Origin of the sequence: Ructibacterium gallinarum (assembly GCF_014982785.1) — a bacterium.
GTDB lineage: Bacteria > Bacillota > Clostridia > Monoglobales > Monoglobaceae > Ructibacterium > Ructibacterium gallinarum.
In genome coordinates, this window is sequence record NZ_JADCKB010000017.1 from 16,266 (window position 1) to 36,486 (window position 20,221).

Here is a 20,221-nt window from a genome sequence, read left to right on the forward strand (position 1 = left end):
CTTTCTATAAAACTACTCCGTCCTTGAATATGGATATCTCGCAATAGCCGTTTATCTCATTTTTGGTTTGTTCTCCGCTTGCCACTGCGATAATATATTCCAGAAGTTCATCAGATAAATCCTTGCCGTTTAAGCACTCGCCTGCATCAAAATCTATCCAGTTTGCCTTTTTCTTCGCAAGCTCCGAATTGGTCGCAATCTTAACTGTCGGGACAGCGCTGCCCACGGGTGTACCTCTGCCGGTTGTAAAGAGTATCATATGTACTCCTGCCGCCATGAGGTTTGTAATTGCTACAATATCGTTGCCCGGACCGTTCAAGAGCGCCAAGCCGTTTTTGCTTATCCTGTCGCCGTAGTCAAGTACATCCACAACCCTGGCAAGTCCGCCCTTCTGTACACAACCGAGTGATTTTTCCTCAAGGGTGGTTATACCGCCCTTTTTGTTCCCCGGTGACGGATTTTCATAAATAACCTGATTATGACGCTCATAATATTCCTTAAAATTATTGATGAGGTCAACAGCTTTGTTGAAGATATCTTCACTCTCGCAGCGTTCCATCAAAAGCTGTTCCGCGCCGAACATTTCGGGCACCTCGGTTAAAACACAGCCTCCGCCATAGGCGATCAACTTATCTGATAACCTGCCCACCAACGGATTGGCGGTAATACCGCTGTAACCGTCACTTCCTCCGCATTTTAAGCCAATTTTAAGCTCAGAAATGCTTATCGGTTCACGCCTAAAAGTATCTGCGTATGCTTTAAGATCATTTATTATCTCTATACCCTTGGCGATTTCGTCATTTTCGTCCTGGCAATTCAAGAATTTAACTCTGTCACTGTCATACTCTCCAAGTATATCTTTGAACGCATCAATGTTATTGTTCTCACAGCCGAGTCCCAAAACAAGCACGCCCCCCGCATTGGGGTGGTTAACCATACCTTTTAATATTAGCTGCGTTATCCTTTGGTCATCACCCAGCTGTGAACAGCCGAACGGGTGCGGAAAATACTTAGCGCCTGTCGCCTCTGATAACCTTTGCGCAACCTTATTTACACAGCCGACGGTGTTTACAATCCACACATCATTGCGTATACCGACATCTCCGTTTTTCCTGCGGTAGCCCATAAAGGTCTTGTTGGTTTTAATAGGCTCTATGCTATAGTCCTTGTAGTTATACGAATACTCAAACTTGCCCGAAAGGTTGGTTTTTACGTTATGCGTATGTACGTGCTCTCCCTTTTTGATGTCACAGCTTGCGTGACCGATAGGACAGCCGTATTTGATGATATTCTCACCCTCGGCTATATCGCAAATGGCATATTTATGCCCGTCCCTGAGGTTTATTTCAACATTATCGTTTTGATTTATTCTGAGAGCTTGTTCCATATTTCCTCCTTAGAGGCACTGCGCATAAATGCTATGTTCTCCTCGCTGTCGTTTGCCATATCGGTTTTGTAAAATTCACAGAATGCATCAAACGACTCCATAAGATGCTTGGGATATTCACCAAAGCGAGCCTTATATTCTAAAATTGACGGCATTACACGCACCTTAAACTTATCGAATGAATTAAGTGCAATTGATGAGAGCTGATGCTTTACGAATGGATTTTTAAATCTCTCGATCACGCTGTCCGCAAAGGACAAAAGCTGTTCCTTAGGTAAATCAAGCGTAGGAATAATCTCATCATAGATGCACTTCCTGACAAAATCCAAGGTCTCCTCATTTTCCATACACTCACCCACAGTTTTTAAGTCCTTGAGCATTGCATAAGGTACAAGTGAGGTATGAGCTCCGTTTAATATTCTTACCTTTTGCTTTTTATATGGTGTGACATCATCTGTCCATATCACGTTAAAGCCCGCTTTCTTAAGCGGCAGTTCAGCTTCAAAATTACCCTCGATTACCCACAGATGAAATATTTCCGCTGTGTCAATCAGATTATCCTTATACGGGATTTGGCTTTCAAAGGCTTCGATATCGTCCCTCGGATAGCCTGTTACAATCCTGTCAACCAATGTTGAGCAGAAATGATTTTCGCTGTCAAGCCATTCCTTGAAGCCGTCTCCCAAATCCCACAAATCAGCGTACTTCTTAACACATTTTAAAAGCTCTTTTCCGTTATTATCAATAAGCTCGCAGGAAAGAACAATAAATCCGCCAAGTCCAAGCCGGAAACGCCTATACAAAAGCTGTGTCAGCTTGGCAGGGAATGACTTTGCAGGTGCATCAGTCAGCTTTTCAGTGCCTATATACTCAATTCCTGCTTCGGTTGTGTTCGACACGATAAAACGCATGTTAGGGTTCTCTGCAAGACGCATATATTCGTCAAAATCCTCATAGGGATTGATGCCCCTTGAAATGATGTCAATCTCGGTGCGTTCGTTTACTATTTCCCCCTTGTCAATTCCTCTCAGAAACAGATTGTACCTTCCACCCTGCTCATTTAAGAGGTTTATCATACCTTTTTCTATCGGCTGTACGACTGCAATTTTCCCGTCAAACAGTCCTTTTTCGCTGAGCCTGCAGAAGAAATAGTCTACAAAGCCTCGCAAAAATCCGCCCTCTCCGAATTGTATAACTCGCTCATTCAATCGTCTTACAGTGTTTGTCATATTTATTTCCTACCTTTGCTTGTCAAACTGACTCTTTTTAAAAAGTGATGTTTTTAAGTTCTACCATACCTGATTTAGGCACATCAAATCTTCTTACTTCATTACACAATTGCAAATTTCCTTCATCTAAGCTATTACCCATACAATCAAAAATACGATATTGATATGCATGCGACGCTATATTTCCATCAATGTACAAGCCCGCCGTACCGGTTCCATTCACAAAAGAAATTTTATCATAACACTTTTCCAATCTTAAAGTTTTATCAGAATAAGCCACTGCAACCATTTCAATATCGGTTTCCGATTTCACCATACTGTAATTTGCCGAAGGACTGCAAGCGGTAAGCTTTCCAAACATCAACGTTTCCTGATTTCTTTGCCAAAAATCGAGATAAAACTTAAGCATATTATAGTGTTCTTCAGAAAGCTCTCCTATTCGCATAGAAATTTGCGGCACTGAAAATAAAACATTTATTATTTGTTCTGCCGCTTCCTCAGGTGTATCGGTATAATTCCATAAAAGCATATCTGAATGTACCGCTGCAGGAGCGGAGGTGAGTCTGAGATCGATGGTTGACACCCGATTTTCTACTGCGGCCATAGGGCAATCCCCGGCTCTGAGCATATTCCCGTATTTTTTCATGATAGGGCCGATATAGGTCTGTCTGAATTCTATCAATATATCGGGTTTGATACGTATCAAGCGTTCGTATATATCAGACACCAAGGTGCATATCGCATCTTCCAAAGAGTCCATATCCATATCATCATTAAACGATGAGCTCTCCGGCAAAAGTCCAAACGAATCTATAAAATCCAGCTTTAATCCATCTAACCTCCAGTCAGATACCGCCCTTTCATATAGTTCTGACAAATAGGTTCTAACCTCAGGATACCGGGGATCCAGGATTCCGGCTCCCTGATCATCTTTGTAGTACAACGTTTTGTCATGGAACAAATCCTTTATTTCTGCCCGATCGCCCATAAACGGAACAGAAAACCAAACCATAAGCTTCATTCCAAGGGCGTGGACTTTGTCCGCAAATAAACCCATATCGGGGATTTTGCTTGCACACTCCTTCCAATCTCCGCAGTACATATAACCGCGTCCGTTATCCTCTGTTTGCCAGCCATCATCTATAATTACCGTTTTCATCCCGAGTGCAGCCGCTTTTTTCAGCTCGTCCAGCAGTTTCTCTTCATTAAAATTTTGGTGATATGAATACCACGTTGAATATAACATATCAAACGCAGAATGCGGTTTTTCACATATCTCATTTTTGTCCCATTCCGAACACGCTTCCGCAATTGTCTGCATATAGGAAATACGTCTTGTATCCACGAATACTGTAACCGAATAACTCTGTATTTCCCCTACTCTTTCAGAAAACAATTTAAGTACCCATTTGATTTCACCCGTTTCTTCAATAACCCCGGTCTTAATGCTCATTGGAGTTTTGCAGTCAGATGTATATACCGTCACTCTGTTTTTATCATCACTTCCTATATAACATTGTATCGGTATACCGCTTGCAGACCGTGATTTTGATTCACTCATCCACCATTCAGGATAAATTTCCCGATTCATACCGCTCACCGGACTCCATGGCACATATGCACCATAGGTCTGCGTTGTCCACCATATCTCAACCGCCTCCGGTGTTATTTTGTTTCCAAAATCAATCTTTATATTGACCGCAAAAACTTCGCCGTTGTCCTCCGCCTGCTCAATGTTCACCTTGTACTTTTCATCTGCATGAAAAACATAATCTGCTATTTTATACTCCATCTGTCTCCTCCGTTTATAGCTTTTTATTCCTCATTCCATCCCGTTTTCGCTGTAAGGCACCGTAATGACAACCAGGGTTCCGCTGCCTTCCGAGCTATAAATTTTCATACCGTATTGCTCCCCAAACAAAAGGCGTAACCTGTTGTGAATATTTCTCAACCCTACATTTTTCTTTGAAGTACCTGTAAGTATGTTTGCCCTGACTTCATTAAGACGGTCTTTACTCATCCCAATTCCCCAATCGCGTATTGATATTTTCAATTTATCCGCCGCTTTATAGGCATGAACGTAGATATATATTTCATCTTTGTTAACACGATTTCTATGTTTCAACGTATTCTCAATGATAGGCTGAAGTACAAAATTTACAATTTTACAATCCATAAACTTCCTATCAATCGCATAAGCAACTTTTAATTTCTGATCCAGCGCAATATTTTGAATATCCACATATATTTTTGTATATTCAATTTCTTCACGGATTGTAAGTATTTTTTTCTGATTGGTTACACATTGCCTCAAATACGTCCCTAGCAGCACAATCAGTTTACTCGCCCTTCGATCTCCCTCTTCCACCAGACCATTTATAATTTCTAAAAAATTATATATAAAGTGCGGCGCAATCTGACTCTTAAATGTTTCAAGCTGAAGTTCTCTTTCATATACCTGATATTCATAAATTTCATTTATCAATAATTTTATACGAGTTTTCATTTTGCCCGCTTCAACAAAGAGCAAGTCAAGTTCATCATTTCGCTTTCCGGGCTTAACCTCAGCGTATTCGTCCTCCAACAGATATTGTGCCTCTTGTGCAGCTTCTATAATATACTTTCTTAAACGCATAGCAAGAAGTAAGCATATCAAGCAGATCACAAGCCAAATTAGCATAACACATTCTGCTATTTTTAAATACATACCTTTTTTTGCTGAAGTATCAACTGCATAAACAACTTTCACCGGAAAATCCTCGTTTATAAGGCTTCTGGATATACAATGCCTGCTTCTGTCCATCATATTGTCAAAACTTATATGCGTCTCCATACGATTACCCGCATATATAATTTTGTCATTTTCATCAACCAAATAGATTTCAGCTGTATTTCCATTTATCTTATAAAAATTATTTAATAAAGAATCCGCATATACGCTGAATCTTACATAACCCGCAAATTTTTCACCGTCAAAATCCCCCTGATATACACGTTTTAATTTCGTGAATTTTAATTTTCCATTTCTCTCATTTACCTCATATCCTGATTTTATTTTTTCATCCTTGATTTCTCCGTCGTCAAATCCGACAATCCACTTATAAACAGGTGCTTTTTGCGCGTTATATATTTCAACGTCATATTCAATATCTTTATTTTTCATAAGCGATACAAAATACCGTTCCGCATATTCTTCACGGTTTAACTCCGCAGCATTTATCCCCTCAAACAACCGGCTATCCGTCAAAACTGTCTTTAAGGTATTTTCTGCTTTAGAAAAATTACTTTCCAGATATTTTGTGTTTACCTCACTGAATATCTCAATATTTTTTCTAGCTTCCAATGCAACCGCTGAGTTACAAATAACAATTACCAAAACGGAATTTATCAGTATCGGAAGCATTAAAAAAAGCGCATGATACAGCCATATTTTTGATTTCAGCGATAACGTTCCGAATTTCTGCGAAACATATCGCTCAATAGGAGTATGCTTTTTTATCGTATTCAATTTCTCTTTGATACGATATTCTTCATCTGCCGTCAGCTCCATCTCGTTGATTACCTTTGTGATTTTCTTTGAAATATCATCCGAAAATGCACTGATAAACTTCATACTAATCAACATAACAATCAAAAAGACCATTAAGCAGATAAGAATTAAATCAGTAAAGGTCTTCCCCATTTTTTCAATAGGTAAGATAACCACAGTATTATAATTATAATATTGAAGACTCCCGCAAAGCACTATAAATCTTCTTCCGTCTTTTTTAATCATCTCGGGCGACCTTTTCCCTTTGCTCATAAGGTCACTGATTTCTTCAAATTTAAAATCATAATCACTTTTACTGTATACAATCTGACTGTTATTAAGCAAAAAAACATCAACCGGCGATGTTATGCTTTCAAGGCAGCCGGGAATTAAATAAAACAAAATACTTCCCCTTTGAATGCCATTAAAATCATAAACAGGTATTTTGAATATATTACTCCCCGCATCCTCCAGAAACATCACCTGGGTACCGAATATATCGCCCTTGTTCAGAAAATTCTCAATATTTTCGATATTGATTGATATTTTTTGGTTTAACGAAACAAATCCTATTTTGGACATGTAGTTATTGTTGTTATATGCTAATTCAGTAAACTTTTGCTGCAATCTGTTTTTTGCCCGATTAAACGCCGTATAGTCTCCGTATTTAACATCCTCATACTGATTGATAACCTCAATACTATCGTTAAACTCTGTTTCTGTCACAAGTGCCATATAGGCATTCTGTATAGTTCCAAACAAATCGATAAAACTACAATTTATATTTCCCAGAATATCATTATTCAGCTGTTTTTGACTTTCTGAGTACATACGAGGTACTATGGTGTTGAGAAATACCATAAGCACAAGTAAATATAAGCACATTACCATTGAAGCCCGTCTGATAATTTTAATTTTCAGTGTTTTATGCTTCATAAAAATACACCCTATTTTTTAAATTTTTTCCTATAATCCAATGGATTCAACCCGGTCTCTGCTCTAAATACTTCGCTGAAATATCTCGGATTGGCAAAATTCAAAATATACGCAATTTCGTAAACCTTCATATTGGTATTGAGCAGGAATTCCTTTGCTTTATCAATTCGCTTGTAACGTAAAAGCTTAACAAATCCCGCTTTTCCCTTATCATTTAAAATCACACTGAGATAACCCCCGCTTATTTCAAGGTAATCCGCAACATCCTTAAGGGATATATCCTCCATATAATGCTCGTCAATAAATTTAACCGCATTATTGAAATACATATCCGCGATGTCATCCTCAGCCCCATTCATAAGCTGTATAATACCAATGATAAGATTGGAAACATACCTCCTAAGCTCGTCACCGCCGTCTATATCACTCCAGTCATCAAACACTCCTTTAAAAACATTTTTAACATTTCCCACATTAGCTTTCAGTTCGATAAGATTTCTGTATAAGGTGTTCAGAAGTATAAAATACTGATTTTCTATTTCCGAAAACTCCATGGCATTACCCGTTAGCTCATCCTCAAATTCCATCAGGTAGCTATCTATTCTATCGCATCTTCCGCTGCCTATATCTCTCATAATATTTTCGGCCGTTTGATCGCATATCTGCTTTAACGATGTATATGCAACAGATGCAGTTCTAAGTTCAAGCTTATCATATGCCTTTTTTATGGCCTCGCATAACTTATCCATATCAATTGGTTTGAGAAAATACGCCATAACATCAAACTCAATAAGTCTTCTGGCATACTCAAACTCAGAGTATCCGCTAAAAACAATAATTTCTGTCTTAATTCCCAGCTTACGGATTTTCTCTGCAAAATCAATTCCATCCACTCCGGGCATACAAATATCCGTAACAACCAAATCCGGCTTATGCTTTAAACATTTCTCTATGAGCTCTTCTCCATCTCTCGCACTGTCAACTACAACGAATCCAAGTTCAGCCCATTTGATATGCTTGATTAGTCTGTTACGAATTACCGCTTCATCGTCTGCAACAATAACCTTATACATAGCTGAGCACTCCAATACTTTATAAATTTATCTGAAAAATAACTTTTCAGATAAATTATAATACATTTGTGTGATTAAAACAAGCTACATTTCTTTCTGCTCCTGTAAAGTTATTCTTGTGTGCATCAAACCATAACGTCTGCGAAAATTCTCATATTCTTTCATAAGTTCTGCATAGTCCCCATGAAATCCGCATTTTACACATCTGAACATTCCATCATTATCTTCATCTATTATGACATCCACTAATCTATCCAGACACATTGGGCAGCGATAGATTACATTATTGTTTTTTTCATTATCAGCCATGTTCTTATCTCCTCTGTTTCATTTCCAACTGCATAACAAATTCTCAACGTATAAAACGGTGAAAACAAATGCCCATCTTGAACAGATACTTTTTCAGGCACTCCGCAATCCGCTTCTAATAGAATCTCGGTATTGATTTGCCCGATTTTTACCCCCGTTTTACTTCCGTTTTTTTCGTATTCTTTGCCGGAATAATTATAATCCGCCGCTTTTTCACCATCTAACATAAGTTCAATTCCGTACATATTTTCAGGATACTCCGTAAATCCATAACACCCTTTTAAATATTCTGTAAATTTGAAGCAATCCCCGTCTGATTTATCTGTAATTGCACGTACAATCATAATATTGCCGTGTTTTTTAAATAAGTATCGGGTCTCTATTTCAACATACGCCCCATCCGCAAATGTCAGTTTTACAGGAGTAAGCTTTAAAATACTTTCGTTTTCGTTTCTTTCGACGTCTTTAATTTCCGTACGATATGCGCATAAATCCAAGGTTTCTTCTCCATGCTCTACCATTAAGGTTGTTCTGGCACCATCTTCATAATGATTTTTATATCCCGTCCTGTATTGTGACTGGATAACATAGGGATAAGAATTCATATCCAAAGATTTGGAATCCGTTCCCGTAAAGGACGCATACTCTCCGCAGAAAGGACGAAGATCGCCTATGCTTCCGCCTTGAAAGGTATCAATCAACGCTCTGTAATTTCCGTCAAAAACCCAGAAAAAGTGCTTTCCGGAGCCATAAAGAATATCTTTACCCACTCCAATGGTCTGCTTATCGAGTGGGAAGCATTCCTTATATCTGCTTCCCAACTCACTGAGCGTCATACTTTCTACCTTTCCCTCTGATACCAATTTTGCAATGTATTCCAGAGTTTCGCTGTATAACTGACGGGATATTTCTTCCGAATCAATTATATTATGATTTCGGCACAGCCAATTCGACCCGACATGTATTTGATAATACGAAAAGCCATCGTTAAAATCCTCTTGCATCCGATACTGATCCACCAAATTAAAATCATACGGATGTTCGGCACCTAAATTTGCCAATCCCCTCTGTACATTTGCGGGGTGACTTGCAAAAAAATCATTTCTTTGCTCATAACCAAGTGCCAAATCGCGGCTTAAATGCGGAACAGCCACAACTCCCGACCAGTCCTCTTCATTTTTTGCAGGTCTTATAGACTGTGTTTTGGACGGATACCATGGATTCCAGCTCATTCCCTCCGAAAACAAATACCAGGAGTTATTACAGCCGTGAAAAACCTTTACCCCCTCCTCAAAGCAACCTGCAACAACAGTGGTTACCTCCGGGCAAATCTCTTTAATCAACTGAATGGATACAGCATCTAAAACATAGTTTCCCATGACTTTTGGATACCTTCCAAAAATTTTCTTATATTTTTCAACAACTGTTTTTATGTTCTCTCTTTTTTGCTCCGTATTCAAAAGCCAAAACATGGTAGCCGGCTGTCCTTCTATCGGCTCCAGCCATATTCCCGCTTCACTTCCGTATACCTCGCAGTCCTCTTTTACTTTGTCAATGACCTCGCTGTTTTCAAAGAACTCATCTCTTAAAAAAATTGTCGTTCTAAGATTCAATCTGTGTGCACATTCCCGTTGAAATTCATACATAGGCGTGTCATCACATCGATGTATCAAATTAAATATCACTTTTTTACCTCCTCGGGATTCAGATATTAGCTTTCAGCTGCCAAGATTCTTTATTTCAAGTCAAAAGTGCTTGTCAGCGGATACATCTTTTCGAGAGAATCCCAAATAAATGTACGCACATACAAATCCTCTTCTGCATAGGTCGTATCAAATAACGCAACGCCCTCTTTCATTTGTTCTCCTGTAAACATCTTCGCCTCCAGCAGCCGATTCTCAGCCTTCTGATAAAGCGCTGAAATAACAGTATACCCTTTTTCTCCAAGCACAAGAGTCGGAATTGTCGCTGAAATCTTTCCTTTGTCATAGTCCGTTGCTGCCTCACCGTCAACCTCGTAGTCAACGGTCATCGTTTTATCCGGATTCGCGCCGTAAACCTTAAATTGTTTTACAACCCGCCGTCCTCTGTACCATCCGTTCCATGTAGCTCCCACGGTGGCGGGATCGCCAAGAATAATATATCCTTCCGTCAACGGATCGTTCTCATCTGTCCATTCAACCATAGAACCACAAATCGCTCCGTCACGTTTGATAGTCCCGGTGATTTTTACTTTCCCTGCCTCTTGCGTATCTACAGATATTTCATATTCAAAATCGCCGCCCTTAAACTCGCTGACCGAGGCAGATATTCCGAGAGGCGTTTTGGTACCATTAACACATTTGTAAAGCTGAACTTCTGTGCCGTTACTACCATCTGGACATTCCTTTAAACTAAGTAAGTAGTAATTTTGGCAGTCTTTATCTGCGGAAAACGCTATCCCTTGTCCGTTTGTATAAGGATCGTACTCTTTGGCATAGATGTGATAGGATCCGCCAAACGCTTTATCAAAGCGCAGATAGGACCTTCCGTGCTCCCCAAAATCGAGTCCGCCATTTATTGCAGCCTTCTCCTGTGGGTAATAGGACCATCCCTCAGCTTGTAAATCTGCTAATGTATCTACGCCTGAGTCAAAATGCTTATCCAAAACGAAATCACTCTCATGGGTATCATCATAAAGCTCTTTCATATAATACCCGCCTACTGTTGAAGCCCCTGCGTATTCAAACTTAAATCCAATACATCCCGCAGTTATCGGTGCATTGTCATTGGCGGTAAACAACATTTCTTCACCCTGATACACTTCAATGTTGCCAACAGTTTCATTAGGCTTAATTCTTATTTTTAAATTGTCTGCGCCGGAACTACTAAATGTAACTGTTTCTTTTTCTCCAAGTTGTTCTGTAACTTCGTCCTTTCCCATCCTGAACAAGGTTATCTTCTTAGCTTCTTGATCCAAAAGCAAGCCATAATTATTATCCGCAGACATTGCACCATTTTTACCCTCCGTTGGAGTAATACTACTATCTATTCTCCCGGTGAAATCCCCATCACCAAAAAATGCCATAATCCGATTCTGCTTGACAGCGGCGGAGAACCCAATTTCAACTACATCCGAATCCGGCGATGCTGTGTGCTTTCTAATATCTCTCAAAACGCCTCTGCTACCGATGACACTAAAGCCCTGGTTCCATTGTCCTACCGTTGCTTTACCATCACTATCGGCTCCTAACGCAACAGTTAAATAATCCGGTTTCGTTTCAGCTGTGAGATTTGTTAAATCAACATCAACAATTGTTTTATCAGGTTTGGGGACAACCACGTACGCCTCTTCTGCAAATGCCGAAACCGATGTTACAAGCAGAGTAAATACCATAAATACACTTACAAAAATTTTTTTCATAATATTCATATTAAAATCTCCTTTCGTCCAAAGACGCATTTGACGGTTCCCCGCCGTTATATCACATCATTCAGCAAAACGATACTATACTTGTCGCCCGTACAGGATACAACAACCGCCGAACATTCCTTTCCGTAATCTTCATAACTTCTGAAATCAGTAATTTCCGCCTTTCTGCAATCACCTACCTTTTTTCTATCAAAGTTATACATACAATTCGTGACTGCCGGATTCCGATAAAAGTTTATACGATAGCGTTCCGTAACAAACTGTTCGTTATATTTATCATATCCTGTCTTTCTCAAATTTTGTGTTGTAACCTCTATAACATTATTGTCAACACGGTAAACCCACCCGAAAAATATTCTTGTATATTTTTTATCGTCCGGAATAGATAAATTATTACTCTGCCGTGCATAAGATGAATCAAACATATACGGGTTCGACCTTTCACTTGAGGAATACTCTTCTCCCTCAAAAAGCGTCGCCGCACAGTCACCGTCATCGCTCACGGGTCTATATACAATCATAAATGATTTTATCTCATCATCTATCGGATTTTGATTGACCGTAACAACATCACCCACATTAAGCTTATGAAGCTTCGGTTCTGCATCGGCAATCGTATACATATCATAGCAATTCTCAACCGCTGCATCATCAGCGTACATAACCTCGCCGTTTCCAAAGGTTAGCACGGTTTTAATTTCACCATCATCATTTATGGCTGATGCAATTTCAGTTACATACAAAAGATTTTCGTCAAACGAGGGTTTGAGCTGTTCTGTATTGAATCTATCATATAGTATTACAAAATCTGCAGTTATATCTCCGCGCTTTGAAAATGCTTTGAATTTATAATCCGTGTTATAAATATATATCCCCGTTCCTTCACGAATGGTATACTCTGAGATATCACGCTTATCCCCGCTGCTCACTATGAATGATTTTGTTGTTTCTGCAACATACCATCTGTGTCCAAAACTCGTATCAATAGAGCGGTATATATAATTTCGGCTGGTGTTTTCATCTACAAGCATGGTAAGCTGTGCCTCGCTGTTTTTTTCATAACTTAAAACAGGCATTTCAATATACGATATTTCACCTTTATCACTAATCTTATAGGAAATCATCGTATTTTTTCCTTTGAGTTCACCATACAGTTCTTCCGGTTTCAGGCGCCGAACACTTCCATTTTCGTCACAATAATTAACCTTTTTATTTATTTCATATACTCTTTTTTCAGAATCTTCTTTATACACAAGCATTTTTATCTTATTTGAAAATGCTTCTTCCGAAATTGCCACATCAACCAAACAACCGTACATCATTACATTTTCTTCCGATATACCGGCATAAACAATTTCATCAAATATATCAAAATAAAGGTTTAACTTATTATTGGGTTGTAGTCTTGATTTTAACAGCTCATCTGCATTGCAGACACGCACGCTATATTGCCCCGTACCGTCCGAAACGCTTATTTCTTCATTATTTTTCCAAAGATTTTTTACATCAAAGTTTATCACTTGTTCCGCAGAAATAACCAAAATCAGACTTCGGTCGTTTTTCATAATATGAACCACATCGCCCTCTTTGAGCATGTTTAATTCAAAAGCTGTTTTATCACGATAAAACATTTGTACAACATCAAACATGCCGTCATCTATCATTTTTTGCAGCTTAATTTTTTCCGCGTTTACATTTTCCACATATTCTACATCATACGAATAAATCATGACAGCGATTACTTTTCCGCTCGTATCCGCAGATATTACTATTTTACCTCTGTTGATTTTAAAGATATCAGAATCATACGAAGACACATAGCTTCCGTTTTGTAAAACAGGTACAGAGGGCGCCAGCCTTACCTCCTTTGTTCTCCCATTCTCTGCAATATACCTCAATACATTATTTTCAAATCCGACATAATCCTTTGCCATGATGGTAATACACTTAGCATTCTGCATAGGCTCTATCAGGAAAGCTTCGTCCATACCATCGTCACTTTCCTTTATGTATGCCCGAACATAACGCCCTAAAAATTCTGCGTTCCAGTCTGCTGAATATTTATAAATATTCCCGCCAATCTTTACGCTTTCTTTCCCTGTTTCGGTCTTGCCGCTCAGCGAATTAATACCGTCATCTTCACAAATTCCTTTAATGCATCTGATTCCAATAACATCATCAAGAAGTCTTCTTCCACGCTCTATATGATAAGTCACCTTTCCATTTGTCCAGTATGTCCCCGTCATTATTTCAACAAAAAACGCATTATAAAGAATCTGTGCCGCCGCATAACGCTTTACCCTATCTTTTGTAAGTGTTACACCATCAAAAAGTTTCAGTTTCGCAGCCTGCTGATAATAGGAATTTTTTGGGTCGACAATGCCTCCGTAGCCAAGCATATCCACCGTATCCTTGATAATATCGCGCATTCTGACATATTCCCCATCGGCGTCACTGCTCCATTTGAGTTTATCCATGATGTCGTTATATTCCGCAGTCGTCAAATCGCTGCCGGCATCTTCACCGTCATTCATGATTCCCATTTTGACAAGCTCGTTATATGGCATCAAATCAATACTCTCTTGCCCATCATCTCCGTTTTCGGCACCGCTGTTTTCTTCATGATTCGACATGTCATCTTTTCCGTCCGCTATAATATGCGATGTACCTTCCTCTTTTGGTATTTCGTAATCCGATTTACCTATTTCTTTTGCAGAAACCGATATCACATGCAGCGGATTATCATTTGCATAAAAACCTACCTTACCTACCTTGTTAGTTTCCATAGCATATTCATCCTGAAAATATGTCACCATATTCTTTCCTGTGGACATTTCTACCGAAATACCGTCACCACCGTTAGACAATATTTTCACCCGATAAATTGTATCATTGGTCAAATTATCACTAATTTTTGTTTCAGCAACCGTATATCTTACTTGATTCACCACGGTCTTTATCGCAATCGTTTTACTTTTGGGACTAACTTCTACATAATTGCAGTTTTTGGTATCAACATAGTTAAAAAGCACTCTGCCCGAATTCATAAATGGCAGACAAAATTCTGCTTCATATTCATATTTTTCCGACCACTCTGCTGCATTATAAAGCAGCATAGCCCCAAAACCGCTGTCATCATGTAAACCGTCTTCCCTGAATTCGGAATTGTCCGGCAGCTTCCATTTATCAGACAACTCTGCTGCATTGTCTGATGAATCAAAACGCTTGTTTAATTCATCAGACTGAGCAAAGGCCGGACATATTTCCGCAACAAATAATACACAAAGTATCAAGCAAAATATCCTTTTGCATATATTACTCATATCACAGTTCTCCTCTCACGCTCTTAACCAACGTACAGAGTATTTTGGAAACTTCAGCACGTGTACAGCTATTTTTAGGTGCAACCGTTCCATCCCCCATGCCGTGAATCGCACCGCGCTTAACCATACTGTTGATTCCTGAAACAGCATAATCACTTATTTCAGCGGCATCATCAAAGTTCAGCTCATCTGCTGTGTCATCCGTTTCTGTATCGTCTAAAATACGTGCCAAAATCACACACACGTCTTCCCTTGTTATTCTTTGTCCTACCCCAAAGGCTTTTTCTGAGATACCATTGACGATACCAAGATCATAGGCTGTGGAAACATATGGATAGTACCATTCGCCGGGTTTAACATCATCAAATTTCATGTCCGCATATACCGGTTTAAGCTCAAATGCCATAACAGCCATTTTTACAAATTCCTCGCGGGTTATATATGTTTCCGGTCTAAATGTCCCATCGCCATACCCACTAATCACATTCTTATCAGCTAAGTACAGTATTGCCTCCTTTGCCCATAAGTGTCCGTTCAGGTCAGTGAATCTCTCTTCTCCCGTCGGCGTTGCTCCCCCTGTATTTTGCACCGCACCTTCAGATGCCGTAGGCATTCTGTTAACAGGCCCGGCACTTACGCCGCTGAGGACTTCTGTTCCTCCGCTGCCCTTTGGGGGTTCCTTTTCCTCTGCTATTGCATTAAGTTTTTGCTGTAATACACTTGCAGTCATTAAACTCGATGTACTCAGCGAATTGCAGAATCTGTTCTGCGCATTTTCACCTACAGATAAGAATTTATCTATGTCAAAACCGCCATCATTTCCAAACCGTTTGAGCAAACCGAAAATATGTCCGGAACCGCTTTTTTTGTAATAGCAAATACCATTTAATATGAGCTGCTCTGCAAATTTTTTCTTGAATGTGTTCAGGTTCAAAAAGTCCTGTCCCAAAAGGCTGTCGGATACATTATCTCTTCCTTCGTCCGTCAATTCATCAAGGTATGCCTTATACATTGATTCATCTGCAAAATGCAACGTTTGTGCACTTATCAGGTTTTTATCACCGTCAAATATAAGGTTATCCATCCGTTGATTCATTGCAGTAAGTATGGCCAATACTTCAATCGTATTTTTAACGTGAGCAATATCTGACGAAGAAAATACATCATCGCATTCATACAGCATTTTTGCAAGCTTCTCTTTGCTTATATGGTCAAATATTTCCGAACTATTATCCGAATTTGATTTTGTAAGACCAAATATATCATTGGGGTTTTCAAGGATTCTTTTTATATTCCCTATTTTTGTTTCGGCTGATGATATGGTATCCGCACTCTGTTTTTTATTATCGTTTAACACGGATATAGCTCGGCTTACCGAATTCATACTGCCAAGAACAAATTCCTCGTCATAATTATAACAATTTGATACACCCAGTTTACATTTTTTATCCGTTAAATCCTCGCGTTTGATATTCATTGCCATGGAAAAGCTTCCGTCGTTCCCACAAATTGCATATCCGATTGCTTCAACGGCTGAGGCATCCGGCGAAGTTATTTTTGCCACCATCAACTGTCCGGGTTCAGCAGTTCCGGTTATTTGCACTGTGGTATCATCTATCGTATAGCTGTACTTTCCATCCGCAACAGCCACCTTATTCTGCGACGGATAAACCGGATTCACTTTGTTTGCCTCTGTACTCAAAATATACATTTTTGCATTGTCGTCTATTGATACCGGAATTTCAATCTCCGCTGTTATTTCTGACGAAAGTGCTGTATTTTTAATTTCCTTGACTATTGCAGTTGCACCATTTCCATTTGAAAGCAAAACATATACATCCGCTGCAGAGGTCATACCCTCTATTTTAAATGACAAATCTATTTTTTGCCCTTTATATTCTTTCAGAGAAATTCCGTTATCCGACAATGTCGATATTTCGGAACCATTTATCATCATATCAGATATATACGATTTTCCGCGCTCTGTCGTTACAACAATTTCCTGATCGTTTCTAAATCCATATTTGCTTCCCGAAATATTCATTGCCCCGCAAGAGATTACTACTTTATATTCCGTATCATACCATAAGACATTCTTTGGTTTTAAGCTTACGGTTTTTCCGGATATTGCCGCTATCTCCATTTCGCATTCTTCCATAGATGCCATATTCACAAGAGTCAGCCTATCATTTGCAATAACTTCTGCTGCAAAATTTAGGGTCAATTCAATTGTTTCATCCGGTGCAATTTTCTGGTTTGCGCTCAACACTGTCAAATAGTTTAAAAGTTCCACAGATTTTATATATCCCGGTGTGTTTTCAAGGATACATAAAAAATATCCGCCTGAAAAATCGCATGACGAGTCTATATACTCAGTAATAATTTTGTATTCTCTTATACCATCATTTAATGATGCCGATATCCCCTTCTCCTTACTTACATCGATGATAATATTCTCTTCTGTTTTATCTGTTGAAATAGGTAATTCAGCCGCTTTTAATTCTGTTGTCTCTCCATCTTTCACTAGGCTCAATATCATTGTTGAAGGAGTAACTTTGCATTCATAATAATTTTTTTCATCGGTCCAATCAAATCTGATTACAAAATTATTATATTGCTTATAAGCCTTCATTGACAATCTATAATCGCCGGCAGCCCTGACAGGACTTTTTGCAGTCAGGACACCGGTGTCCGAACTTGTAATACCGTCATCTGTATATGTTTCTGTATTTTTAGTATGCGATATTTCCCATTGACTGTTTTCTGCATCCATTGGCGAAAACACGTACGAATACAATGCCGGATCTAAATCACCCAACAAACTATCAAGCTTTTGCTGCAGAAACTTCACAGAAGCATATTCTCCGCCCGCCCGCAGCAGCTCGTCAATCGAGTCGGTATTGCTTAAATTACTATATGCCTGTATATCAATACCGATAAATTTTGCATACTTCTTAAGCAGCGCATTTATGTTCTCGTTGCTGTACTTTACTGCATAAAGCACAACACCTTCTGCAAAGCGCTGATAAATTTCATCCTCATTTTTATACTGCGGCTGCATAAGATAATTGATTATTTTCTTTCTGACATCGGAAGACAACTTGTTTTCAAAAATATTATTTAAATCAAAGCCACTTTCTTTGTCCATGACTTCAAAATCGATATTGTACCCTTTATCCGCTTTATTATCGGAATCAAATAACTTCTCTTTCTCACCGTTGTTATATAAAGAAACAATCATTTGTTCCCGAAGGTATTTCGTGTATTCATTTCCCCCATCTGTTTCCGAAAAATGTTCTCCCGACTCTAACGCATCCCACAATGATGCGGCAATATCGGATATTACTTTGTCAGACAAAGCACTGTTTGATTTCACAAACAGCTCAATACTTTCTACAACGTAGTCTCTGATTTCACTTTCCGCTGCGGCGTTTATTTTCTTAACATAATCGTCTCTATCGGATTTGCTCAGATACAAAAAGCTTTTTGACATATCCTCTGCATAATCATCGCCGCCTACAAAATATGTGTAGGTATAATTACCGGTATTTCCTGTCATCATTGGGACGGATACGGAATATCCGCCTCCCTCGTCTGTCTTTGTTTGTTCAAAAGCACATATATTTCCGACGCTATCTAAAACTTTGATGTTAATGGTTTTACCTTTTTCGGCAGATGCAGAAACTCCGTAAACTTTTATACCGGTCTCCTCGTTGATTACTTCAGCAGCTTTCCCTTTATCTGCTCCCTCGTATGTTACAGGCGGAAACTTGTTTTTCATCGTTTTCGCATCCAAAATATAAACCTCGGTATCATTGTTTATATTTTCATCTTCATATGGCGTATCCTCACCACTCAACGTAACAGAGGCTTGATAAACCTCCGGACGATTGTCGATGCTGCGATTCACCAAAATAACAGTTACCTCTTCACCGGCGTCAAAATAGCGATTATGCAAAATCACCTTTCCGTCTTGCACTTCTGTCCAAAAAGGCTTGCCCTCTGTTTCAAAGCACAATGTTTTTGTATTTGGCAAACCATAGTCTTCGCCGGATAAATAAAACTTATCGCTAAGTTCTATTTTATACTCCGTTTCATAATGAAGCCCCCGCTTAAACGCAATTTTAACAGTTCTTGAATCCATAAATGCAGCCGTATATTTTGCGCTGTCAACCTGTTCCTCCCCTTCATAAATTTTCAAGTGATCATCTGTCAGTGACGACATTTCTTCCATGTCGTCACTGAACTTAAGTACAACATCACTGTCAATTTTTGCACTATCAGAATCGAATCCACTTTCAAAATTTACTTTTGGAATTTTTTTAACTGCCAATTGATATACTGCATACGGTGCCCACTTTGCGCCTACGCCAACGGTTCCGCTTCCATTTGCTTCAACTCCGTCTTCGGTACTCAGGGTTAAAACAGTTTTCCAATCGCCGTCAGAAAGTCCTGCTCTGCTCGCTGCCATAATGGCTCTCACGGTCAGTCTTCCATCCTTTTCGTAAAAAATACGTATCTTTTTATACGCAGGCAATTTAGCGCTATGTTCGTAGCTGCCTATTTCTTTTTCGGTTCCATCCGACACCTTATATATACTTATTTGTTTTTGATTATCCGCATTATCTCCGCCATAAGACAGATAATAATAGTTTTTAGCGTCCTCTCTCAGGAAATACATATAAAAGAAATTATACGCTGTATACGCTTCACTTTCAAGCATGAAATCCTCGCCGCATGTATTAAAATCCTTCCTATATATGCTTGCAGTCTTAGCCCCTGTAGTATTCGTAAAACCATAAAACTCTGCATTACTATCAGATGAAAAATCCGCATGCCCCTCACCTGCTGAAATATCCCAGTATGATTCGGCTTTGTCAACCGAACCATACAAAAAGTTTTCTTCAAAACCTTCAAGAGTATCTACTGCAGCAATGTTAATCTGAGCCATACACGTAAACAATATGGCTATGCTTGTAATCCATGCAATTTTTCTCATTGTATTTCTCCTCCTCCGATTTCT

General features: G+C 39.1%; 10 protein-coding genes. All 10 read right to left on the minus strand.

Annotated elements, in window-relative coordinates; translation table 11 throughout:
- Positions 1-4 precede the first annotated feature (4 nt).
- Positions 5-1,387 carry a UxaA family hydrolase gene (locus tag INF28_RS08575; protein WP_226393055.1) on the minus strand — a complete coding sequence of 461 codons (1,383 nt, stop codon included), beginning with the start codon at positions 1,385-1,387 and terminating at the stop codon, positions 5-7.
- Positions 1,366-2,616: a tagaturonate reductase gene (locus INF28_RS08580; RefSeq protein WP_226393056.1), complete on the minus strand. Its 1,251-nt coding sequence runs from the start codon at positions 2,614-2,616 to the stop codon at positions 1,366-1,368. The genes INF28_RS08575 and INF28_RS08580 overlap by 22 nt, the downstream gene beginning before the upstream one ends.
- A 37-nt stretch (positions 2,617-2,653) precedes the next feature.
- Positions 2,654-4,408, minus strand: coding sequence for a glycoside hydrolase family 36 protein (locus INF28_RS08585; protein WP_226393057.1), 1,755 nt, complete (start codon positions 4,406-4,408; stop codon positions 2,654-2,656).
- Between the two features lie 30 nt (positions 4,409-4,438).
- Positions 4,439-7,081 carry a sensor histidine kinase gene (locus INF28_RS08590; RefSeq protein WP_226393058.1) on the minus strand — a complete coding sequence of 881 codons (2,643 nt, stop codon included), beginning with the start codon at positions 7,079-7,081 and terminating at the stop codon, positions 4,439-4,441.
- 11 nt (positions 7,082-7,092) lie between these two features.
- Entirely contained in the window at positions 7,093-8,154 is a 1,062-nt protein-coding gene (locus tag INF28_RS08595) for a response regulator transcription factor (protein ID WP_226393059.1), read from the minus strand.
- Positions 8,155-8,238: 84 nt separating this feature from the next.
- Complete coding sequence (locus tag INF28_RS08600) at positions 8,239-8,463, minus strand: hypothetical protein (RefSeq protein WP_226393060.1); 225 nt, start codon at positions 8,461-8,463, stop codon at positions 8,239-8,241.
- A complete protein-coding gene (locus INF28_RS08605; RefSeq protein ID WP_226393061.1) occupies positions 8,433-10,148 on the minus strand; it encodes a hypothetical protein in 1,716 nt (571 codons plus the stop codon). The genes INF28_RS08600 and INF28_RS08605 overlap by 31 nt, the downstream gene beginning before the upstream one ends.
- Positions 10,149-10,198: 50 nt before the next feature.
- Positions 10,199-11,875, minus strand: a complete 1,677-nt coding sequence (locus INF28_RS08610) for a hypothetical protein (RefSeq protein ID WP_226393062.1) — start codon at positions 11,873-11,875, stop codon at positions 10,199-10,201.
- Positions 11,876-11,922: 47 nt separating this feature from the next.
- Complete coding sequence (locus INF28_RS08615) at positions 11,923-15,198, minus strand: hypothetical protein (RefSeq protein ID WP_226393063.1); 3,276 nt, start codon at positions 15,196-15,198, stop codon at positions 11,923-11,925.
- Between the two features lies 1 nt (position 15,199).
- Positions 15,200-20,197: an S-layer homology domain-containing protein gene (locus INF28_RS08620; protein ID WP_226393064.1), complete on the minus strand. Its 4,998-nt coding sequence runs from the start codon at positions 20,195-20,197 to the stop codon at positions 15,200-15,202.
- Positions 20,198-20,221 lie beyond the last annotated feature (24 nt).